21 protein-coding genes and 2 pseudogenes are annotated in these 21,324 nt (G+C 41.1%); 1 reads left to right on the top strand and 22 read right to left on the bottom strand.

Translation table 11 applies throughout. From position 1 onward, the window contains the following. Positions 1-12: 12 nt before the first annotated feature. The 3 genes from NQ503_RS00510 to NQ503_RS00500 form a co-directional block, all read right to left on the bottom strand. A complete protein-coding gene (locus NQ503_RS00510; RefSeq protein WP_005421555.1) occupies positions 13-693 on the bottom strand; it encodes a GTP pyrophosphokinase in 681 nt (226 codons plus the stop codon). Positions 694-731: 38 nt separating this feature from the next. Beyond that, on the bottom strand, positions 732-1,709 hold the full coding sequence (gene bsh / locus NQ503_RS00505) for a choloylglycine hydrolase (protein ID WP_005347230.1): 978 nt from the start codon (positions 1,707-1,709) through the stop codon (positions 732-734). 145 nt (positions 1,710-1,854) lie between these two features. Further along, positions 1,855-2,064: a hypothetical protein gene (locus NQ503_RS00500; RefSeq protein WP_005421553.1), complete on the bottom strand. Its 210-nt coding sequence runs from the start codon at positions 2,062-2,064 to the stop codon at positions 1,855-1,857. A 61-nt stretch (positions 2,065-2,125) separates the two neighbouring features. Here NQ503_RS00500 and NQ503_RS00495 point away from each other — a divergent pair. Further along, a pseudogene (locus NQ503_RS00495) lies at positions 2,126-3,736 on the top strand (transposase); the annotation flags it as partial. 183 nt (positions 3,737-3,919) lie between these two features. Here NQ503_RS00495 and NQ503_RS00490 read toward each other — a convergent pair. The 19 genes and pseudogenes from NQ503_RS00490 to pfkA form a co-directional block, all read right to left on the bottom strand. Next, on the bottom strand, positions 3,920-5,260 hold the full coding sequence (locus tag NQ503_RS00490) for an MATE family efflux transporter (RefSeq protein WP_015528771.1): 1,341 nt from the start codon (positions 5,258-5,260) through the stop codon (positions 3,920-3,922). A gap of 357 nt (positions 5,261-5,617) precedes the next feature. Then, complete coding sequence (locus NQ503_RS00485; RefSeq protein ID WP_005421546.1) at positions 5,618-5,917, bottom strand: hypothetical protein; 300 nt, start codon at positions 5,915-5,917, stop codon at positions 5,618-5,620. Between the two features lie 11 nt (positions 5,918-5,928). Continuing rightward, on the bottom strand, positions 5,929-6,912 hold the full coding sequence (locus NQ503_RS00480; RefSeq protein ID WP_005421545.1) for a DUF6017 domain-containing protein: 984 nt from the start codon (positions 6,910-6,912) through the stop codon (positions 5,929-5,931). Further along, a complete protein-coding gene (locus tag NQ503_RS00475) occupies positions 6,909-7,514 on the bottom strand; it encodes a ParB/RepB/Spo0J family partition protein (protein ID WP_259893010.1) in 606 nt (201 codons plus the stop codon). Before NQ503_RS00475 ends, NQ503_RS00480 begins: the two co-directional genes overlap by 4 nt. Positions 7,515-7,595: 81 nt before the next feature. Continuing rightward, complete coding sequence (locus NQ503_RS00470) at positions 7,596-9,407, bottom strand: reverse transcriptase/maturase family protein (protein WP_044924620.1); 1,812 nt, start codon at positions 9,405-9,407, stop codon at positions 7,596-7,598. Positions 9,408-10,084: 677 nt separating this feature from the next. Continuing rightward, positions 10,085-10,441, bottom strand: a pseudogene (locus NQ503_RS00465) (ParB/RepB/Spo0J family partition protein); the annotation flags it as partial. Continuing rightward, positions 10,434-11,210, bottom strand: a complete 777-nt coding sequence (locus NQ503_RS00460) for a ParA family protein (RefSeq protein WP_005421541.1) — start codon at positions 11,208-11,210, stop codon at positions 10,434-10,436. The pseudogene NQ503_RS00465 and the gene NQ503_RS00460, both read right to left, overlap by 8 nt. 17 nt (positions 11,211-11,227) lie before the next feature. After that, complete coding sequence (locus NQ503_RS00455; protein ID WP_002594292.1) at positions 11,228-11,392, bottom strand: hypothetical protein; 165 nt, start codon at positions 11,390-11,392, stop codon at positions 11,228-11,230. Next, entirely contained in the window at positions 11,379-11,846 is a 468-nt protein-coding gene (locus NQ503_RS00450; RefSeq protein ID WP_005421540.1) for a DUF6075 family protein, read from the bottom strand. Before NQ503_RS00450 ends, NQ503_RS00455 begins: the two co-directional genes overlap by 14 nt. Before the next feature lie 230 nt (positions 11,847-12,076). Then, positions 12,077-14,098, bottom strand: a complete 2,022-nt coding sequence (lysS, locus tag NQ503_RS00445) for a lysine--tRNA ligase (protein ID WP_044924544.1) — start codon at positions 14,096-14,098, stop codon at positions 12,077-12,079. Between the two features lie 31 nt (positions 14,099-14,129). Continuing rightward, on the bottom strand, positions 14,130-14,612 hold the full coding sequence (gene greA / locus NQ503_RS00440; protein ID WP_005421536.1) for a transcription elongation factor GreA: 483 nt from the start codon (positions 14,610-14,612) through the stop codon (positions 14,130-14,132). Between the two features lie 227 nt (positions 14,613-14,839). Continuing rightward, the gene (dusB, locus tag NQ503_RS00435) at positions 14,840-15,805 is read right to left on the bottom strand and encodes a tRNA dihydrouridine synthase DusB (RefSeq protein WP_044924615.1); all 966 of its coding nucleotides are present in this window, start codon (positions 15,803-15,805) and stop codon (positions 14,840-14,842) included. Positions 15,806-15,826: 21 nt separating this feature from the next. Beyond that, on the bottom strand, positions 15,827-16,189 hold the full coding sequence (locus NQ503_RS00430; RefSeq protein ID WP_022387804.1) for a DUF6145 family protein: 363 nt from the start codon (positions 16,187-16,189) through the stop codon (positions 15,827-15,829). A 41-nt stretch (positions 16,190-16,230) separates the two neighbouring features. After that, complete coding sequence (locus tag NQ503_RS00425) at positions 16,231-17,037, bottom strand: biotin--[acetyl-CoA-carboxylase] ligase (RefSeq protein ID WP_005421531.1); 807 nt, start codon at positions 17,035-17,037, stop codon at positions 16,231-16,233. Further along, positions 17,034-18,035, bottom strand: a complete 1,002-nt coding sequence (gene argF, locus NQ503_RS00420; RefSeq protein ID WP_005421529.1) for an ornithine carbamoyltransferase — start codon at positions 18,033-18,035, stop codon at positions 17,034-17,036. Before argF ends, NQ503_RS00425 begins: the two co-directional genes overlap by 4 nt. A 39-nt stretch (positions 18,036-18,074) precedes the next feature. Beyond that, entirely contained in the window at positions 18,075-19,016 is a 942-nt protein-coding gene (locus tag NQ503_RS00415) for an SPFH domain-containing protein (RefSeq protein ID WP_005421527.1), read from the bottom strand. Position 19,017: 1 nt separating this feature from the next. Beyond that, the gene (locus NQ503_RS00410; protein ID WP_005421522.1) at positions 19,018-19,458 is read right to left on the bottom strand and encodes an NfeD family protein; all 441 of its coding nucleotides are present in this window, start codon (positions 19,456-19,458) and stop codon (positions 19,018-19,020) included. A gap of 1 nt (position 19,459) precedes the next feature. Further along, positions 19,460-20,236 (bottom strand): TrmH family RNA methyltransferase, encoded by a 777-nt coding sequence (locus NQ503_RS00405; RefSeq protein WP_005421520.1) that lies wholly within the window; start codon positions 20,234-20,236, stop codon positions 19,460-19,462. Positions 20,237-20,304: 68 nt separating this feature from the next. Further along, complete coding sequence (pfkA, locus tag NQ503_RS00400; protein WP_005421513.1) at positions 20,305-21,294, bottom strand: 6-phosphofructokinase; 990 nt, start codon at positions 21,292-21,294, stop codon at positions 20,305-20,307. Positions 21,295-21,324: the final 30 nt, after the last annotated feature.

The raw sequence follows: 21,324 nt of genomic DNA, 5'->3' as shown, positions 1-21,324 counted from the left end.
TCAAATTTCTGCTTAAATTTCGTGGAACATACCAATTTTGTCTTTTATTCTCTGCATTTCATTATCTGCTTCAATGACAACTCTTGCAGAATGAAGTAATTCTTCACTGATCTCTTCATATCCAGGCATTTCTTCAACGCCTTTTTTATAACGAAGCTGATGTTCCAACGTTGCCCAGAAATCCATCCCATTAGTTCGAATTTGAAGTTCTACACGCATAGGTGTTTTACCCTTAGCAAAAAATACAGGAATCTCAACAATCATGTGATAGCTTCGATAGCCATTTGGTTTGGGATTTTTTATATAATCCTTTACTTCAATAACTTTGATATCATCTTGTTGTGTGATCAAATCAGATATCATATAAATATCATCAATAAATGCACAAACTATTCGAACACCTGCTACATCATTTAGATATGTTTGTATATTCTCTGTTGTAAAATCATGTCCCATTTTCTGCAGTTTATTATAAATACTATTGGGTTTCTTAATTCTTGTCTTTATAAATGAAATAGGATTTCGATTGTTCTCAACTGAAAATTCATCATCTAAAACCTCAAGTTTGGTTTGAATTTCCCGGATAGCACAACGGTACATCATCATTAAATTATAAAACTTTGTAGCATTATTTAAAAACTGTAGTGATTCCGGACTGTTCATCCTGAGTTTTTTTACTTCATCTTTTGTCATGGAACTTTCCTTTCTACCTCATCCCTGATTTCAAAACATTATTTATTTTGATAGTTGATTCGTTCTCCTTGAATTACTGGATAACAAATCATTTTATCACTATCCAGATTTTCTACATGCATATCTACTGCACTGATCTGATGGTTTTCATAAGTATTGTAATAATAAATACCTTTTGTAACATTACAACACGACGTATACAATGTGATTTCATATTTTCCATCCGCTACTTCGCAACATCCTCGTTGCTGATCCACAGATCCGAGAATGTGGAAGAATTGGCTAACGCTTTCTTCCTCTGATTCACCTGAAATTGCATTTACCTTTGTAAAAGCTACACGTACAAAGCGTGATGAAGATGAGAGATCTCCCGGAAGACCTAACCCTCCCATACCTCTACTATATGCATCAAGAGCCAAATTTTCGCAGAAAGTATTTCTGGGCTGTTTAGGAGATAAATACATATAATTATTTAGTTGAAACATCTGCTGTGGAAATGGCGGATTATTCGTAAGCACTCCTACTGGATTATCATAAATATGCAAACCATCTGACATAGATTCTACCGTAATTGACTCATTCTCATCAGAAATGATCCAGTGTAATTGTGCTAATGGCAATTGCTCGCTGAAAGGAGTATTAACAATATTAATTCGTTCAAGAAGCTCGCGAACTTCAACTAAAGAAGAACACTGACTTAAAATCCACGGAATAAATTCAAACTGTGCAATATTTTCCACATCTGGCTTAATCGCGGCATAAACAGCATTTCCGACAAAATTCAGTCCTGCCATTGCCACTCCTTTTTCATTCATAGCATCATAATACAAAGGATAATCCTCTGCAACATGAGCCATTCCAATAATTGCATAATGATTTTTCATATCGCCAACATGGCGAAAATTAAACGCATAATTACGTGGTGTAATTACTATCTGATCACCATAAGAGAATTCATAATCAAGGGTTCGTCCAAAGTAAAAATCTTTTGTTTTATAAGTTGCTGCTGTACACATGATCGTTTATCCTCCTAAATAGATTGAAATATGTCAATGAGTTTTTTTCTTGAACAATAGTATAGCACAATCTTTTATTTTGTTCCAACTTCATACATGATCATAACATGTAAACTTTAAACTATTTTCCTAGATTATTTCTCCATCAGTTTTTCAAACCAGGTATATCAACGATCTTTCGCTTCTTAAGGCTGAGACTGTAATACGCCTCATCTTTATAACTGTCAAAAAATTCTTCAGTTCTTTCTGACACCAGCGGCTCTGCTGTACCACGGCCACCCAGATTAAGCTCTTCCAGTATCTCTTCTATACATTTTTGAAAATTATTCCTGTCTTCTTTATTCATTTTCGCCATGTATTCAGGTGAAATACCTGTAAAGCATCTTGCATAGCTACACCCTGATGCTCTACAAAAATTCTCTTCATTGTTAGCCAATTGTTCAGATAAGGGAAGAACCGGGTACAACCCAATTATGATGTATGCTGTAGTTACCTATGCAAATATGCGGGGAATACGTTCTGTTGACTGTATTGTTGATCTGTGTGAAAGAGACCATGCTTTTATCTGGCTGACGCGCGGACAAAAACCGAAACGTGATGCTTTTTATGACTTTAAAAACAGGAAGCTGACATCTGATGTCCTGGATGACCTGAATTACCAGTTTATGCGGCGGCTGCAGAAAGAAGGGCTGGTCACATTAAAAGAACTTTTTATTGACGGTACAAAGATAGAGGCAAATGCGAACCGTTATACTTTTGTATGGCGTGGAAGCATCAATTATCATCTGGCAGGACTTCTGGACTCTATCGACCAGCTTTTTGAAAAATATAATTCTTTTTTGCAGGAGAATGATTATGGAACAAAGTACGAGCTGGGAAATGCACAGATGTTTGTGATCGAAGGGATGGATAAAGTCCGGGAAGTGATCGAAAAGAACAGAAAACGAAAGCTTGTAAAACATAAAAAGCTTTCAAATAACCGTATTATAGAGATCGATAACTGTTCACCGCTTGAAATACGGAAACTCCAGAACAATCTCACGATGATCGCAGACAACGAAGAAATCGAATTCGTTTACGGAAAAGTAAAAAGAAAACCTGCACTTCAACAGCTGCATGAGGAACTGGAACAATGCGAAAAACGACTGATGGAATATAAAGAATGCTTTGAGATCATGGGAAAAAACAGAAACAGTTATTCCAAAACAGATCTGGAAGCGACTTTTATGCGTATGAAAGAAGATCACATGCTGAACGGACAGTTAAAGCCAGCATATAATGTTCAGATCGCGGTAGAGAATTATTATATCGTACATGGATATGTAAGCAGCGACCGCACCGATTATAATACCCTGATCCCGGTCCTTGAAAAACATAAGACTGCTTTCGGGAGTATTCTGGAAGAAGTAACTGCGGACAGCGGGTACTGTAGTGAAAAAAATCTGCTTTATTTAAAACGGAATGAAATATCCAGTTATATAAAACTGCAGGATCATGAAAAGCGAAAAACACGCGCTTATTCAGAAGATATCAGTAAATATTACAACATGAGGACAGGGATCTTTGAAGATGAACAGTTCTATATCTGCCATGACGGACGTGAACTGCGGCATCTCAGGACAGAGAGCAAAGAGCAGGATGGATATACACAGACCTTTGAGGTATATGGTTGTGCAGACTGCAGCGGATGTGAACATAAAGCGCGCTGTCTGTATAAGTATGATGCGGAGAAAGATGCCGAAAAGAACAAAGTCATGAAGATCAATGAACAATGGGAGGAACTGAAAGAAAGATCGCATGCCAATATCCAGAGTGAACGCGGGATCCTGAAACGCCAGACACATTCCATTCAGACGGAAGGACATTTTGGAGATATAAAGGAAAATGAGAACTTCCGGCGTTTTAATTACCGTTCGGCAGATAAGGTATATAAAGAATTCATGCTGTATGCTATTGGAAGAAATATAAATAAATATCATCGTTTTTTATACGAAAAACTAAGAAAATTTGAAGGAAAAACTGCCTAGAAAAAAATGCGGCTGAAAAAATCCAAACAAGGATTTTTTGCGGCCAAAAACAGAAAGTATTTATCAAAATAAAAATATCCTGAACAAGTTGCAGAGCCAGAAAGCTCTGTAACTGTCAGGATATTTTTGTTTGGTGCTGTCAGCTCTAAAAAACGTTATTTACCGACAGCTCCCTGTTTTGTTTTAATGATATTTATGCATCCGTACATAATAGCTGATGCATAAGATCACAGTGGCTCCGCTCCATGCTGCAATCTCTGCAAAGAAAATACCGTCCTGTCCGATAAAATGGGGAAGGATCAGTGCAGCACTGATACGCATGACAAATTCAGCCATACCACTTACCATAGGCATTAAGGTATCTCCCAGCCCCTGAAGTACAGATCTGTACACGTACAGGAAGTACAAAACCCAGAGCATGGCAGCCATAATAGAAAGGTATTTAAAAGCAATTGCCAATACCTGCTGTGTCTGCTGCGGTTCACCTGAGATGAAAAGTGAGAGAATATTTTTTCCAAATAAAAACATGGCAGCAGAAATGATCAGTGAGGTAAGCAGGGAAAGCAGCATACTGCTGCGGACGCCTTTTCTGATCCTGTCAATCTTTCCGGCTCCCAGATTCTGACCCACATAGGTAACGATGGCATATCCATAGGAAATAGCAGCCATTTCCAGCAGACCATAAAGCTTGTTTGTAGCTGTAAATCCTGCTACAAAAAGGAAACCGTAGCCATTGATCACATACTGGACTACCAGACCGCCCACACCGATGATGATATTCTGAAATACAACAGGAATACCAAGCTTCATCAGGCGGGCATTCATGCCGGAGGCAGGCATAAAATCTGCTCTGGTCAGATGAACGATATCAATTCTGCGTAAAATCAGGAAACAGTAAACAGCGGAGAAGCTCTGTGCAATCACAGTTGCGATTGCTGCTCCTGCCACACCCCATCCGAAGCCTGCCACAAAAAGGATGTCCAGTGAGACATTCAGCACAGATGCGATGATCATTGCGGTCAGCGGTGTTTTACTGTTTCCCATAGCCCTTAGAGCAGAGGCAAACATATTATAGGCTGCTGTGGCGGGGATCCCACAGAAAATGATGCGCAGATATAACAGAGACATTCCGATAATATTGGAAGGTGTATGCAGCCCTGTTAATACCAGCGAAGCAAATGACTGGCTGAGAATCAATACTCCGGCTGCGATGAATGCGGTCAGCCGGTAACTGTGAGCCAGAGATTTACGCAGATTTTCGAAATCCTTTGCCCCATAATACTGGGAGAGTTGAATAGAAAATCCCTGAGTGAGTCCTGTGGATATTCCTGTGACAACCCACATCAGAAAGTCAACAGCACCCAGTGCGGCAAGAGCCTCCACACCTGCAACCTGACCAACAACCATGGTATCCACCATTGTATAAAGCTGCTGACAGATATTTCCCAGCATCAGGGGAATTGCAAAAAGAATGATCAACCGTCCCGGTGAACCGGAGGTCATATCCTGAATCTTGGTTTTCATTAGTATAAAAGTTCCTTTCCGGAGCATATTTGAAAAAGTTTAGAAATGATTATTCGAATATGCCCTGATATTTACATTGATAATTTTACATCATTAACGTGAAAAATGAAATATAATATATCATCAGAATGATATAAATTTATCAATACCTGCTATAAGCAGCATGTTGTTGAAATTATTATGCATAGCGCCTGAGAGGAGTTTTTGATTGCTATTTTTTAAAATACAGATATATAATAGAAGGCAAGTCTTTACGGAAGGAGACATGAATTATGCTGAAAAGATTCACTAAATATGTAACCCAGAGTGTTGCCGGAATGATCGGGATTTCCGTTTATGTTCTGGCAGATACTTTCTTTATATCTGTATAATCCATTTTCCAATTTTGTGTTGTGCTGATTCCAGTATAACTTCCATAAACACTCCGATCCACAGAAAGAACAGCAAGATACCACTGGCAACTGCAAGTAAAGCAAACCGCTCCCATTGTCTGTACCAGAGCAGTGTTCCAATCAGCATAAAACCCAGAATGAGATTGACAATCCCCTTGCCGATGCAGTAGATTTCAACTACGATCTTTACCAGTAAATGGGCAGTGGCTAATAATAACCACACCGGTAACAATAAAATTTTTCCTGCCATTCTTAAAACAATCATAAGTACCTCCTTCAGTTTGCGTACTGTGGCATGTCGTGATTTACCGCTGCTTTATAATAACTTCCAATCGTTGATGGTGCATTAAATAAAGCAGCCAGCAAATACTGTTTTATGTTTCTGACTTTCGTAGTATTTTTATCCATGCACTCCAGCACATACTCGATATGCGAATAATTCAGTTTCAATAATTTTCCCTTCACAAAGCCTGCCGGATAATATTCGCCGGCGATCCGTATCATATTCTTTTCAGTTTGGACGGTCTCCAGAATCAGCTGATATATTTCTTCTACCAGATCCTGCTCTCTGCTGTATGTATGCAGTAAAACATCAAAATCAATATTTTTCTTTACCAGTTCAGCATAAGCATTGATTTCCTGTTCTTTTTGATCACATCGAATCCTATCGCCATCTGATTTGATATGATTCGATTTCATATTACTCTGGTTATTATAATTCATATAAGTCTTATTATATAGCGGTACCGTTTTGGGAACCTCTTGAAGTCCGTTTTTGGGCACTTCTGAGGTATCTGTTTCGGCACCTCTGAGGTGCTTATTCATCACCTCAGAAGTTCCTATTTCGATACTTCTATGTACCGCATCTTTTTCCTGTGAAGTTCCCATTTCATTACTTCTTTGACTACTCTGATGTGCCATAAAGCTCTTAACATATATAATGTTCGGCAATCCAAAGCCTCTCTTTTTCTTTTCAATCAGTCCTATTTTCTCCAATTCTGTGAGATAATCCATTGCTTTTTTCTTAGAGAATCCCAAGTCACTTTGTATCTCCGTGATCTGATAGATAATGTACACCTTGTTTTCTTCGTCAAGCCATTTATTTTTCATTGACAGTCCCATTCTGTCCAGAAGTACCGAGTAAAGGACTTTAGCTGATAAAGACAGTGCGGAAAATGCTTCATCTAATAATAATATTCTTGGAATCCGGATAAAACTGAACTGATCAGCCTGAGTGCCATAATAGTATTCAAAATTCATACTGTTATCTCACCTCTTTTCCATTGATCCAGAAGTTCCAGAATTACACTTTCCATATCCTCTGCCGTATATTTATCAGAGAAGAAATTTCTCAGTTTTTTCTCTGATAATGTGATTTTTTGTTCCTGTTTCCTACCAGGCTGACTGTTTACCAGTATGGATATCATTTTCGCCTGCGTCATCGGTCCTGCTTCAAGTGCTGTGCGAAGTGCCGCTACCTGAACTGCTTTAACCGTACCATTTTCCTTGATGTATTCAAATAACCATGTTTGAATCTCTTTGTCAATATAGGAAATGTCAACCGCAACAGTAAACTGCAGACGTTTCTTATCTACATAATCAAGAAGGTCTGGAATGAGTTCCGTAAGTCGGATATACCTTCTAACTTGATTTTTACTTTCTCCTACCTGCTGTCCAATTACCGCTGCTGTTTCTGACCTCCACCCATTTTGGGTGTAAGTGGAATCTGCTATATCATTTCTGGCACCTTGCCTCTTCATCGCATCCATTTTCATTTTATATGCAAATGCCTTTTCACTTGGGGGCAACTCTTCCCTTTGAATATTGTAGGCTAAGACCACAGCGCCTTGCCTTGTCTCCAAGACAGGTTTCCATAGCCTCGCCCCGAAACCGTACGTACATCTCTCGATGTATACGGCTTCCCATTTACCATAGTCTTTCAGTTATTTCGTGATTTTGGCATAGCAGTTCGGACAAACTGCAAGTGTCTTGCGACGCTTAGCCAACATAATAGTATTCCATTCATTGTCTGCTTGGATTGATTTCAATGATCTTACATGGTGCATGCATATATCACCTGTGTTTTCACCACAAAGTTCACATACACCTAGCTTAATCCTTGTCCTCAGATAATTCGGATTATCATATTTGACGTATTGTGGCAATAAGTCAGGCTCGAAACCGCATGCATAACGTTTCTTTTTGAATCCGTCATGATAAAACTCGCAGTATCTCAATCCCTTCTTTGTATTGTATGGAACCATGAATATCCCGTTTTTGCGGTACTTTCTCTGTATCTTATAAACACTCTTTCGATATTTCAGTCCGAAGGTTTTGTACATGCTATATTCCAAGATAAATGCAAAGTTTTTGATGACTGTTGCATTTTCGGCAATGGAATAATAATTGTACATTCCTCTGATTTCCGCATTTACTTGCGACACTATTTCCACGTCTGTCATGTGAACCATATTTCCTCTGTGGTGTGAATCCCATATTTCCTTGCCATTTTTGTCATACCTAATCCTTAGAGCACCATACTCCGTCAATTTACCTTGCCATTTATCTCTTGGGGCGTACAATTTAATTCTGCCCGTATGAGTTTTTCTTAATTGATGCTTTGAGTCATACTTAAGCGCTGAGTTCTTTGCGGTGGTGATATCATATCCAAGAAATCTTGCTTTATCTTGACTATGTGTTATCTTGGTCTTTTCTTCGGACATCTCAAGATGCAGAGTATCCTCGAGAAATACTCTGAATTTTTCCTTGATTTCAGATGCATCCTCGAATGAACCTATGACTCCAATTAGAAAGTCATCCGCATATCTACAATAGACCAGACTTTTGTATTCCTTATTGTTTGCTCTCTTGCTTGGTAAACTGTGCATGTAGTTAATAGCGTCCTTTTGCAGCCGCAGAGCTTCCTTTCTTTGTTGCTCATTCCAATTTTCCCAATTTGCTCGGTTTTTTCTTCTGATGTAGTATAATTTGCTTGCTGCCCTTTGATACTCAAGGTTTTCTTTTGATTTACCTTTATTGAAGCTTTTCTTTAAGTTTTCCGCAAAATCGTCCAGCTTCGACAGATATATATTTGCCAATATTGGACTTACTCCTGAACCCTGAGGAGTTCCTGAGAAAGTGCAGTTATAAGCCCATTGCTCCATGTAGCCTGCCTTCAACATTTTCCAAATGAGAGCCAAGAAATTTTCATCCTCGATTCTCTCCCTCAGAATATTCACTAGCACATGGTGGTCAAAGCTATCAAAACAGGCATGAATATCACCTTCTACAAACCATGTGATTCCGGTGAATTGATTCTGTATTTGCTGTAAAGCCGAGTGACAGCTTCTTTTAGGTCTGAATCCATGAGAGCAGTCTGAGAAATTTGGTTCATATATACTCTCAAGAATCATTTTTACAACCTCTTGTACTAATTTGTCTTCTGTTGATGGAATTCCCAATGGACGCTTCTTTGTGCTGTTTTTCTTTTCAATATACACTCGCCTTGCGGGATTCGGCTGATAGCTGAAACTCCTAATGCTTTCGATGAGAGCACTTATTCGCTTCTCGCTCATACCATCTAGGCTTTTGCCATCCACACCAGATGTCATACTTCCTTGAGATTGGCTTATATTCTTATAAGCTAGAAAATAAAACTCTGGGTTGTATAAATTCCGATATAATCTTTTAAATTTATACTGTTTGTTTATTGCTTGTTCTGAAAGACTTTTCAATACCTTTACTGGTTCTCTCAATGTCTCACACATCCTTCCTCGTTTTAGTATTGAATGATAAACTGCCGTCCTTCGCCATGTGGGCGTTATTATTCGCTTCCGATTTTACGGCTATCCTTGTCAATCCAAGGTCCTCGAACTACTACGACGGCTCCGTTACCATGCTGAATATTCAGAGTCATCTCTCTTGCTTTTTACACTTGAGATTTTTCACCTTTCGGCATTACTCATAGCCACTTGGGCATTTCAGTTTAGGTAATCCCCGTTTAGCTTCATTGTGATAAGTTGTACTATTATCGGTATGGGAGTTTTCGTCATTTTCCATTACTTATGGCTGGCTTACGTTGATTATCCCGCGGATTGCAGACAGCAAAATACTAATCCGCCAACGTACCACCGTAACATCTTCCATTCGGTGTGGAGATGGTTAGCTCCAGCCTCTGACTTTCCTTCAAGCAGTTTAGCCTTCATCCTTATATAGTACCTTTCGCCTCGACACTCAGTCGCAGCTTGGAAGATTCGCTGACTTGTGCCTTTACAAACGTGCTGTTGTCCCCTTCATGTTTCCACTCGAGGTTAGTTGTTGACGATAAGATTGTGTTTTTTGCACTTGATAATTTTTCTTATTACTTTCTCATAGTAAAATCACAATGACCCACGACAATTGGGTGTCCACCCCAACCGCCTTACGGGCGCACGGAATCAACCATAATAATGACTGCTTCATCATCCGTATAATTTCGGACAAGAACCGGCATGGTCGTCTTTCCGCACAGTTCACAGCCTCTTTTTCTTCTGTGACCGGAAATCATCTCGTATCCACCCTCGGATCGAGGTCTTACCAGTGCAGGAGTCAAAACACCATAAGTTTTAATACTCTCTACGGTTTCCGCCATTTTTTCATCATCATTTACATGAAACGGATGATTTTTAAAGGGATAGAGCTTTGCCAGATCTATTTCCACAACCTGGTTCATACTCTTTTCCGGTGTTTCCTCTAATCCCAGTAATTCATCATAAGAGGTGAGCTGAATATCTTTTTTCGGTCTACGCATGTTTCAACACCTCCTGAACCAGTTCCAGATAACTGTCTGCCCCTTTGCTTTTTCCATCATAAGCAAAGATACTTACACCCTCCGATGCTGTTTCTGCAAGGCTTTCTGTTCTCGGAATCGTCTGCTCAAAAATCTTAATGTCATTTCCATATGTAGTTTTAATCGCCTGTTTGTTTCTCTTCGCATTATTGTAACGGCAATTATCCATTGTGAATAAAATGCCTTCTATCTGTAAATCCGGATTGAATCTCTGATGGATTCCCTTTACCATCTTCAATAATTCCATGAGTCCATCTGCCGCATAATATTGTGGCTGCACCGGAATCAGAACACTGTCCGCTGCACTTAAAGCATTGATCGTCAGCATTCCCAGTGATGGCATACAGTCAATCAGAATATAATCATACTCATCCTTCAGCAGTTCCAGATACTCTTTCAATACCTTTTCTCTGTCCTCTACTGTAAATAAAGACATATCCATTCCGGCAAGCAATTTATTGGACGGAATCAGGTCAACACCCTCTTCATGGTGCAGAATTGCTTCTTTCGGATCAAATTCCAGTCCCATGATAATATTTTCTATCATACTCTTTAATGTTACCTTGAGATTTTTGGGAAATCCCAATCCCATTGTCAAATGCCCCTGTGGATCAGCATCTACCAGGACTACTCTTTTCCCTGACTTCACCAGTCCAGCTCCCAGATTGATTGTTGTCGTTGTTTTGGCTACTCCGCCTTTCTGATTTGCAATAGCAATTACCTTACACATATATACTTTCCTCCGATTTACTCTTTTTCTTCTACTTCAACATAAACACGAAAATATTTGCTTGTTCCTTTATTTGCATAAGCATCCGATACTTCCAGAACATCCAATTCTTTATGCTTTTCCAAAATACGACGGAACCATTGAATATCCTTTAAAGTACCCTGTAATCTAATTTTCAGCATACATATCCTCCCAGTCTTTGTAAAAACAATACTCTGGATAACGGATTTTAATGGCTTCCCAAAAATACCGGGCATATCCGCAGCAAAACAGATCTTCTGCGGTATAATACTGGCACTCTTTTAACTGATCTTCCTCTGCTTCATAATCTCCGACACTTGGTGTCCCATTGCAGTAAAGATTAAATGCCATGCGGACGATCCGTAAACTTCCACTGGTCTGCCATCCTTCCTGCAGGCATTCCGTTTTTACACATCCAGTTTTAAAATTATAGATTTTATCCACATTATTTCTCGTATCTCTGTCAATACCCAGGCAATAAACCAGAGCCTGATGGTAGACATCCTGATATCTGCATTTTTTCAGATATTCCATATAAAATTTTTCGTGTTCCTTGCTTTTGAAAGTAATTGTGCGAGAATTGCTATTCCCTGCTCTTAACGCTGTGTTTGTCATTGCTTCTTCTCCTTTAAACTGTTATTTTTTACTTTAATTTGGATTTCGACTACAACAAAAAAAGGACACTTCCCTAAAATTTCTCTTAGGAAAATGTCCTTGCGATACATTTATAAAGCTCAATTCATAAGCACAACAACGTAATATCAAGTGTTATCACGTATTATACAACAAAAATTTGTTGTACTTTTGTTGTAGTATGCAACTTTTACAAACACATTTTTTGATTTTTAGTATAACTTCGCACCTGCTGGAATATGGTCATCAACCATCAGAAGATGAAGTTTTTCTTCGCCCTCTTCCTCATGGATTGCACTAAGTAACATTCCACAAGAATCAATTCCCATCATAGCTCTTGGTGGCAGGTTTGTGATAGCGATCAGTGTTTTTCCAACCAATTCTTCTGGCTCATAATAAGCGTGAATACCGCTTAAAATGGTACGATCTGTGCCTGTTCCATCGTCCAGAGTGAACTGTAACAGCTTCTTGGATTTCTTAACTGCTTCACATGCTTTTACCTTTACAGCTCTGAAATCTGACTTGCTGAAAGTATCAAAATCAACCATTTCTTCGAATAATGGCTCAACTTTTACTTTGGAAAAATCAATCTTCTCAACTGGCTTTGTTTCCTGTGCTGCATTGTTTGCTTCGTTCTTAGCAGCACCCTGTGACTTCATTGTCGGGAACAGCAGTACGTCTCTGATTGCCTGGCTGTCTGTAAGAAGCATAACCAGACGGTCGATTCCATATCCGATACCACCTGTAGGCGGCATACCAATCTCCAGTGCGTTCAGGAAGTCTTCATCTGTGTGGTTTGCTTCCTCATCACCGGCGTCAGCAAGAGCATCCTGTGCTTTGAAACGCTCTCTCTGGTCGATCGGGTCATTCAGCTCGGAATATGCGTTACACATTTCCCATGTATTACAGAAGAGCTCGAAACGCTCTACCTTGCTCGGATCAGAAGGTTTCTTCTTGGTCAGCGGAGAAATTTCGATCGGATGATCCATGATAAATGTAGGCTGGATCAGTTCTTTCTCACAGTACTCCTCGAAGAACAGGTTGATGATATCACCCTTCTTGTGGTGTGCCTCATATTCAATATGATGCTCGTCAGCAAGCTTTTTAGCTGCCTCATCATCTGCTACTTCATCAAAGTCGATTCCTGCATATTTCTTAATTGCTTCGTTCATTGTCATTCTGGCGAACGGCTTACCAAGGTCGATTTCCACACCATTATAAGAAATCTTAGTGGATCCGCACACTTTTTCTGCCAGATAACGGAACATGGACTCTGTCAGTTCCATCATTCCCTCATAATCTGTGTATGCCTGGTAAAGCTCCATCAGAGTGAATTCCGGGTTGTGACGTGTATCAACACCCTCGTTACGGAATACACGGCCAATCTCGTAAACTCTTTCAAGTCCACCAACGATCAGTCTCTTCAGATAAAGCTCCAGAGAGATACGAAGTTTAACGTCTTCGTTCAGTGCATTGTAATGTGTCTCAAACGGCCTTGCAGCTGCACCGCCGGCGTTGGAAACCAGCATTGGAGTTTCGACTTCCATGAAGTCACGTCCTGCAAGGAAGTTACGGATCTCTTTGAGGATCTGGGAACGTTTGATAAATACATTCTTGCTGTCCTGATTCATGATAAGGTCTACATATCTCTGACGATAACGGGTATCTGTGTCAGTCAGTCCGTGGAATTTCTCCGGAAGGATCTGTAAACTCTTTGTCAGCATAGTCATTTTTTCAGCATGGATAGAGATTTCGCCTGTTCTTGTTCTGAAAGCAAAGCCTTCCAGACCGAAAATATCACCGATATCAGATTTTTTGAAATCTGCATAGGATTCTTCTCCGATTGCATCTCTTGCCACATAGACCTGAATATTACCCTGCAGATCCTGAATATTACAGAAAGAAGCTTTGCCCATGACACGTTTGAACATCATACGACCGGCGATTGCTACGTGGATCGGGTTCGCATCCATGATTTTTCTTCTTTCTTCATAGTCCTGTTTGAGGACTTCTCTTGCCTGTGCTTCATCAAGACCTTCTACATCTGGAGTCTTGTGGTCTTTTAAGATCTCTGCCTCATGCGCTTCATAGAGATTCTTTACCTCAAGTGAGTGATGTGTCTGGTCAAATTTTGTGATCTGAAACGGGTCCTTGCCATTTGCCTGCAAATCTGCAAGCTTCTCACGACGAACCTTCAGCAGCTGGTTTGTATCCTGCTTCTTCTGCTCTGCCACTTTGTTGGCCTCCTTCTGTTTTTTGACTTATTTAAACGTTTCTCTGGATCTCCAGAACCTTGTATTTCATGATTCCCATTGGCATTTCTACATCAACAACATCTCCTGTATGTGCACCGATCAGAGCTTTTCCTACTGGAGATTCATTGGAGATCTTACCTTCCAGGCTGTTCGCTTCTGTAGAACCAACGATCTTTAATTCCATATCTTCATCGAATTCATAGTCATGTACTTTAACCTTGCATCCAACGTTGATCTTATCAAGATCTACTTCATCTTCTACAACGACTTCTGCATTTTTAAGGATTTTTTCGATTTCTTCGATTCTTGCTTCGATGTCTCTCTGCTCATCTTTTGCTGCATCATATTCAGCATTCTCAGAAAGGTCACCCTGTTCTCTTGCTTCTTTGATCTTACCTGCAACTTCTTTTCTTTTTACTACTTTTAAATCATGCAGCTCATCTTCCAGTTTTTTAAGACCTGCATATGTTAATAAATTCTTCTTTTCTTCCATAATCCTTACACCCTTTCAAAATAGCCGGATATTTATTGGATATACATTCCCGGAATAATTGCTGTCTACATAACTTCTCAAAACATCATACCTCAAAACAGGCAGACTTATTCTAGGATATTCACAATTTCTGTATTATACCCAAATCTGTATACCTTGTCAAGAACCAAAAAAGCCGGAATTCCGCGATTAACCGCGAATTCCCAGCTTCTGTAATTTTCCTTGTTTTATCTCTGAACAGTAACATCCAGCAGCTTTTCCAATTCTTCATAGCTGCTGACCAGATTAGAATCTCTGCGCAGCCCTGCACTATGTCTCATTCCTGAAGTATACCATGCAATATGCTTACGCATTTCACGGATTCCGGTAAATTCACCTTTCAGTTCGATCTGCATTCTTGCATGACGAAGAATCATCTCTCTGATTTCTTCCCAAGATGGACGCGGAAGCAGCTCTCCCGTAGTAAAATAATGGTTCATCTCACGGAAGATCCATGGATTTCCTCTCACTGCGCGACCAATCATGATCCCATCACAGCCTGTCTCACGCACCAGTGCTTCTGCTTTCTTTGGAGAATCCACATCCCCGTTTCCAATGACTGGAATAGATACCGCTTCTTTGATCCTGCGGATCGTATCCCAGTCCGCTTCGCCTGCATAATACTGCTGTCTTGTTCTTCCGTGGACCGCAACTGCAGCTGCACCGGAATCCTCAATGATCTTTGCAATCTCCACCGGATCTACCGGATATCCCTCAAAACCAATACGAATCTTCGCCGTTACCGGTTTCTTCACCGCACGAGAAACTTTTGTCACAATTTCCCGGATCAGTTCCGGATTTTTAAGCAATGCAGACCCCTCTCCGTTGTTGACTACCTTCGGGACCGGGCAGCCCATATTGATATCCAGGATATCAAATGGCTGTTCTTCGATACTTTTTGCAACTTCTGCCATCAGATCCGGCTCACTTCCAAAAATCTGCATGGAAACCGGATGCTCCACCGGATCGATCTGCATAAGAGAGATTGTATTTTTATTATGAAAAGAAATCGCCTTTGCACTGACCATCTCTGTGCACAACAGACCTGCCCCCTGCTCCTTGCAGAGAATACGGAATGGAAGATCCGTAACTCCAGCCATTGGTGCCAGAATAAAAGGATTCTCGATCTCTACAGAACCAATTTTCCACTTCATTTTCATAAGTGTTTCCATAGATCAGCTTTCCTTACCTATCATTTCGCCATCATCTTCGATGGTCTCACCAAGGAAAAATACCTTATAATACATTTCCAGAGACTGCAGAAGTTCTCTTTTTTCGGTCTGCAGCTGTTTGATCTTAAGAACACTTCCAATATCATCATACATGGCATCGGAATCCAGTGCCTCTGTTTTGAACTGCAGACTGCCATTATCATCAAACTCCAGTGTCAGGATTCCGCCGATATCTTCGGTATAAAGGACACACATGATATGCAGTTCCTGTTTGATCGATTCCGGAAGAGAATCAAAATCCTGATTAAAATAATATTTCTGCTCATAAGCGCTTGCACCGCAGAGCACAACATTTTCCTGATACATATAAAAACTCCTTTGTTAAATATGTTCCTGTCCGCAGCAACTTAAATATAGCTGTACAATCCTCTTACAGACACTTCTCCGGAGCACACTTTACGAATCTCTCCGCTCTGCACACGCACCAGAAGTGCTCCATCTTTATCGATTTCCAGAGCCACGCCTTCATACGGGCTGATCTTATCCAGAACGCGGACCGGCTGGCTCTTATTTGCCAGCAGCATGTTATAATCATCCAGCATCATGGAAAGATCGCAGGTTTGGACAAATTTCTCATAATTGATTTCAAATTTCTCCATAACAAGCCCGATCAGACGGTTTCTGTCGTATGTTTTTCCCGTTTCCAGGTACAGAGAGGTCGCTTTGTCTTTCAGTTCATCCTGAATTTCTTTCAGATTTACATTCAGTCCGACACCGATCACCACTTCTCGGATCTTTCCATCCTGCACTCCCATTTCTGTCAGTATTCCGCAGATTTTCTTGTGGGAAACGACCACATCATTCGGCCATTTGATAGAAACTTCCACACCAAGCTCGCACACTGCCTGCGCTACGCTCAATCCCATTACAAGTGTCAGCATAGACGCATATTGCGGTTCAAATTCCGGTTTCAGAAGAATGGACATCATCACTGAACTTCCCTCCGGTGCCATCCATTTACGTCCCAGCCTTCCCTTACCGGCAGACTGAAATTCTGCAACTGCCAGTGTTCCGTGTTCCGCATTTTCTTTTGACATGCGCTTGCACCACTCATTTGTGGAATCTGTTTCCTTTGCAAAATGGACGGTTTTGCCCGCCCATTTTGTGTTTATCTCTTTTGAAATTGTTTCTTCATTATAGATTGTAGTTATCATTTGTTCTCCGGCTCTCCAAGAGTTGCCACCATAACTGCTTTGATCGTATGCATACGGTTTTCTGCTTCATCAAATACATGAGACTGTGCAGATTCAAATACTTCATCTGTCACTTCCATATCTGTCAGGTTGAAACGTTCTCCCATTTCCTTGCCAATCTTTGTCTTGAGATCATGGAATGCTGGCAGACAGTGAAGGAAGATTGCTTTTTCCCCTGCATTTTTCATAACATCAGCAGTTACTTTGTATGGTGTCAGGTCTTTGATACGCTCTTCCCATACTTCATCCGGCTCACCCATAGATACCCATACATCTGTATAGATTACATCTGCATCTTTTGTTCCTGTCTGTACATCTTCTGTCAGAGTCACACTTCCACCGGAAGCCTCTGCATAAGTCCTGCACAGATCTACAAGTTCCTGATTCGGGAAGTATTTCTTTGTTGTGCATGCTACAAAATGCATTCCAAGCTTGGAGCATGCGATCATCAGTGAGTTACCCATGTTATAACGGGCATCTCCCATGTATACCAGACGGCGGCCCTTGAGATCTCCAAAATGCTCACGGATGGTCAGCATGTCTGCCAGCATCTGTGTCGGATGATATTCGTTTGTCAGTCCGTTCCATACCGGAACGCCTGCATATTTGGCCAGTTCTTCAACAATATCCTGTCCAAATCCTCTGTATTCGATTCCTTCATACATTCTTCCAAGAACTCTTGCGGTATCGGCAATACTTTCTTTCTTGCCGATCTGAGAACCGGTCGGATCCAGATATGTACTGCCCATTCCAAGATCATGAGCAGCTACTTCAAATGCGCAACGTGTTCTGGTGCTTGTTTTCTCAAAGATCAGGGCAATGTTTTTGCCTTTATAATATTCATGAAGCTCTCCTGCTTTTTTCTTTGCTTTTAATTCAGCAGCGAGATCGATCATGTAGGTGATCTCTTCTGGTGTAAAGTCTTTCAGCGTAAGAAAATTGCGTCCTTTTAAGTTCATAACAGTTACTCCTCTTTTTTCGTGTTTCTTTAGAAAAAATTATTCTTCTGTTTTCTTATCCTCAACAACGATCTCTTTCAGAGATGATGCAAGTCCTGCCAGTCCCTGGATCTCAGACGGGATAATGATCTTGGTAGCCTTACCATCTGCTGCCTTTCCAAATGCTTCCAGGCTCTTCAGTGTAAGTACTGCCTGATCTGCCCCGGCTTCACGGATCATACGGATACCTTCTGCATTAGCTTTCTGAACTTTCAGAACTGCCTCTGCCTGTCCTTCAGCCTCTTTGATCATACGTTCTTTCTGCGCTTCTGCTTTCAGAATCGCAGCCTGTTTCTCAGCTTCCGCATCGAGGATTGCAGATTCTTTTTTACCTTCTGCAACAAGGATCGTAGATTTTTTCTCACCTTCTGCGCGGAGAATTGCTTCACGTCTTTCACGCTCAGCCTTCATCTGTTTCTCCATAGCTTCCTGGATTGCTGCCGGCGGAATAATATTTTTCAGTTCCACACGATTTACTTTGATTCCCCACGGATCTGTTGCCACATCCAGGGATGCACGCATCTTAGTGTTGATAACTTCACGAGAAGTCAGCGTTTCATCCAGTTCCATGTCACCGATGATGTTTCTAAGGGTTGTCGCTGACAGATTTTCGATTGCCATGATCGGATTTTCCACACCATATGCAAAAAGCTTTGGATCTGTAATCTGGAAAAACACAACAGTATCGATCTGCATTGTTACGTTATCTTTGGTAATAACCGGCTGTGGTGGAAAATCCACAACCTGCTCTTTCAGATTGACTCTTCTTGCCACACGGTCAATAAATGGTGTTTTGAAATGAATACCTGTGTTCCATGTTTCTTTGTATGCACCAAGACGTTCTACAACGATTGCATATGCCTGTGGCACAATACGGATACAGGATGCCAGGATCCAGAGTACAAGTACGATGAGTACTATAAAAATAATAATTCCTGCCATGTTACTTACCCTCCTTTTCTTCTTTCACAATCAGTTTTACTCCCTGAACAGCTTCAATTGTTACAACTGTCTGTTCCGGAATCGTTACTTCATCAGAAGATGTTCTCGCCATCCATTCAATATCATTGATACGGACCTGCCCTGTCTGCTCCAGATTATTGATCTTCTGAATCACAACAGCTTTTTCTCCGATCAGGCTGTTTACATTGGTCTTTGGCACACCCTTATTCATATATCGAACTGCCAGTGGTCTTGTAAAAATCAGCAGGACCAGTGAAATGACTAAAAACAGGATCCACTGCACCAGTATACCTGCACCTGCGCCTGACGCAATCGCTGCGACCAGTGCGCCTCCTGCAAACCAGATCGTAGTCAGTCCTACCGTGATTGCCTCGATCACAAGAAAGACCGCCAACACGATCAGCCACATTAAAGGTTCCATCTTATCCCCTCCTCTGCCTTGCCGCCTCATACATGAGTATTCCGGCCGCCATAGCTGCATTAAGGGATTCCACCTGCCCGCACATCGGGATCCGGATCAGACAGTCTGCTGCATCCGCTGCCTGGTCTGTAAGGCCCTTTCCTTCGTTTCCGATCAGAAACGCAGTTCCGTCCTCATAGGATTCCCTGTCATATGAGTTTTTACCCTGTAAATGTGCGGCCAAAAAGCGAATTCCTCTTCCCTGAAGTTTCTGTTTTAATGATACCACATCTTCCACATAGAAAAAAGGAATTCTGTAAACAGATCCCATCGTTGCACGAATTACCTTTGGGTTTGTAATATCCACACAGGTTTTTGTCAGGAAAACCCCACTCACTCCGGCGCCTTCTCCGGTTCGGATGATCGTCCCTGCATTTCCGGGATCCTGCAGATCCTCCAAAACCATAAGAAGTGGTTTTTCCTCTTTCAGAAGATCTTCCAGTTCGTAAGAAGGCTGTCGGAGTACGGTAAGGATTCCCTGTGGCGTCTGTGTATCACACATCTGCCTGAACACACCGTTCTCAACTGCATCCCAGGAAAATCTCCGTACCTTTTTCATTACTTCTTCATCTTCGAGCATTGATTCTGCCACATAAATCTTCTCGATCCAGTCATCCGGAGCTTCGAGAAACATCTTTCTTCCCTCTGCGATAAACAGTCCCTGCTCTCGTCTTGCCTTTGCCTTCTGATTCAGCTTTATTATATTTTTGACCTGTGTATTCTGTGCACTGGAAATCATACAGCTACTCCTTTAATCCAGAACGGAGGCCGCCTAACGGTGGCCTCCGCTGTAAAAACGTCGTATTTTTATTTTTTGTAGTTATGAGAAAGAGAGTTACATACTTCCCACATATATGGGGATACATCTTTCTGCATAGCAAGTGCTTCGTTAATATCGAAGTCCATGAATTCACCATGACGATATCCAACAACTCGGCAGGATTTGCCCTGTACAAGAAGGTCTACTGCAAGTGCGCCCATCATAGATGCATATACACGGTCCTTACATGTCGGGTTACCACCACGCTGCATGTGACCAAGAATTGTAGCACGTGTCTCAATACCTGTAGCTGCTTCAATACGTCTTGCCATAGCCTCAGAATGACCGATACCCTCTGCATTTACGATGATATGGTGTTTCTTTCCTGCTTTACGGCTTGCGATGATGTTGTTGATCAGCTTCTGCTCATCATAATCATATTTCTCAGGAATCAGGACATCCTCTGCTCCGTTAGCGATACCACACCACATAGCAAGGTATCCTGCATTACGTCCCATAACCTCGATAATACTACATCTTTCGTGAGATGTGGAAGTATCACGAACTTTATCAATTGCCTCCATTGCTGTATTTACTGCTGTGTCAAATCCGATTGTATACTCTGTGCAGGCAATGTCCAGGTCAATTGTTCCCGGAACACCGATTGTATTGATTCCAAGATTTGCCAGCTTCTGTGCACCTGCAAAAGAACCGTCTCCACCGATAACTACCAGTCCGTCGATTCCATGTTTCTTACAGATTTCTGCACCACGCTGCTGTCCTTCCGGTGTACGGAATTCTGCACATCTTGCTGTATAAAGAATTGTACCACCGCGTTCGATCGTATCTGATACGTCTCTGGCAGTCATATCAACGATTTCTTCATTAAGAAGACCATTGTATCCTTTATAAATACCTTTTACATTCAGTCCGCTGCTCAGTCCTCGTCTTACAACAGCACGGATCGCAGCGTTCATTCCCGGCGCGTCACCGCCACTTGTAAGTACACCGATGGTTTTTATCTGTTTCTCTGCCATGATTCATTCCTCCATCTCCAGATTTCCTCT

This window comes from Blautia obeum ATCC 29174, from assembly GCF_025147765.1.
Lineage (GTDB): Bacteria > Bacillota > Clostridia > Lachnospirales > Lachnospiraceae > Blautia_A > Blautia_A obeum.
This window is presented reverse-complemented; position numbering and strand designations above follow the sequence as displayed.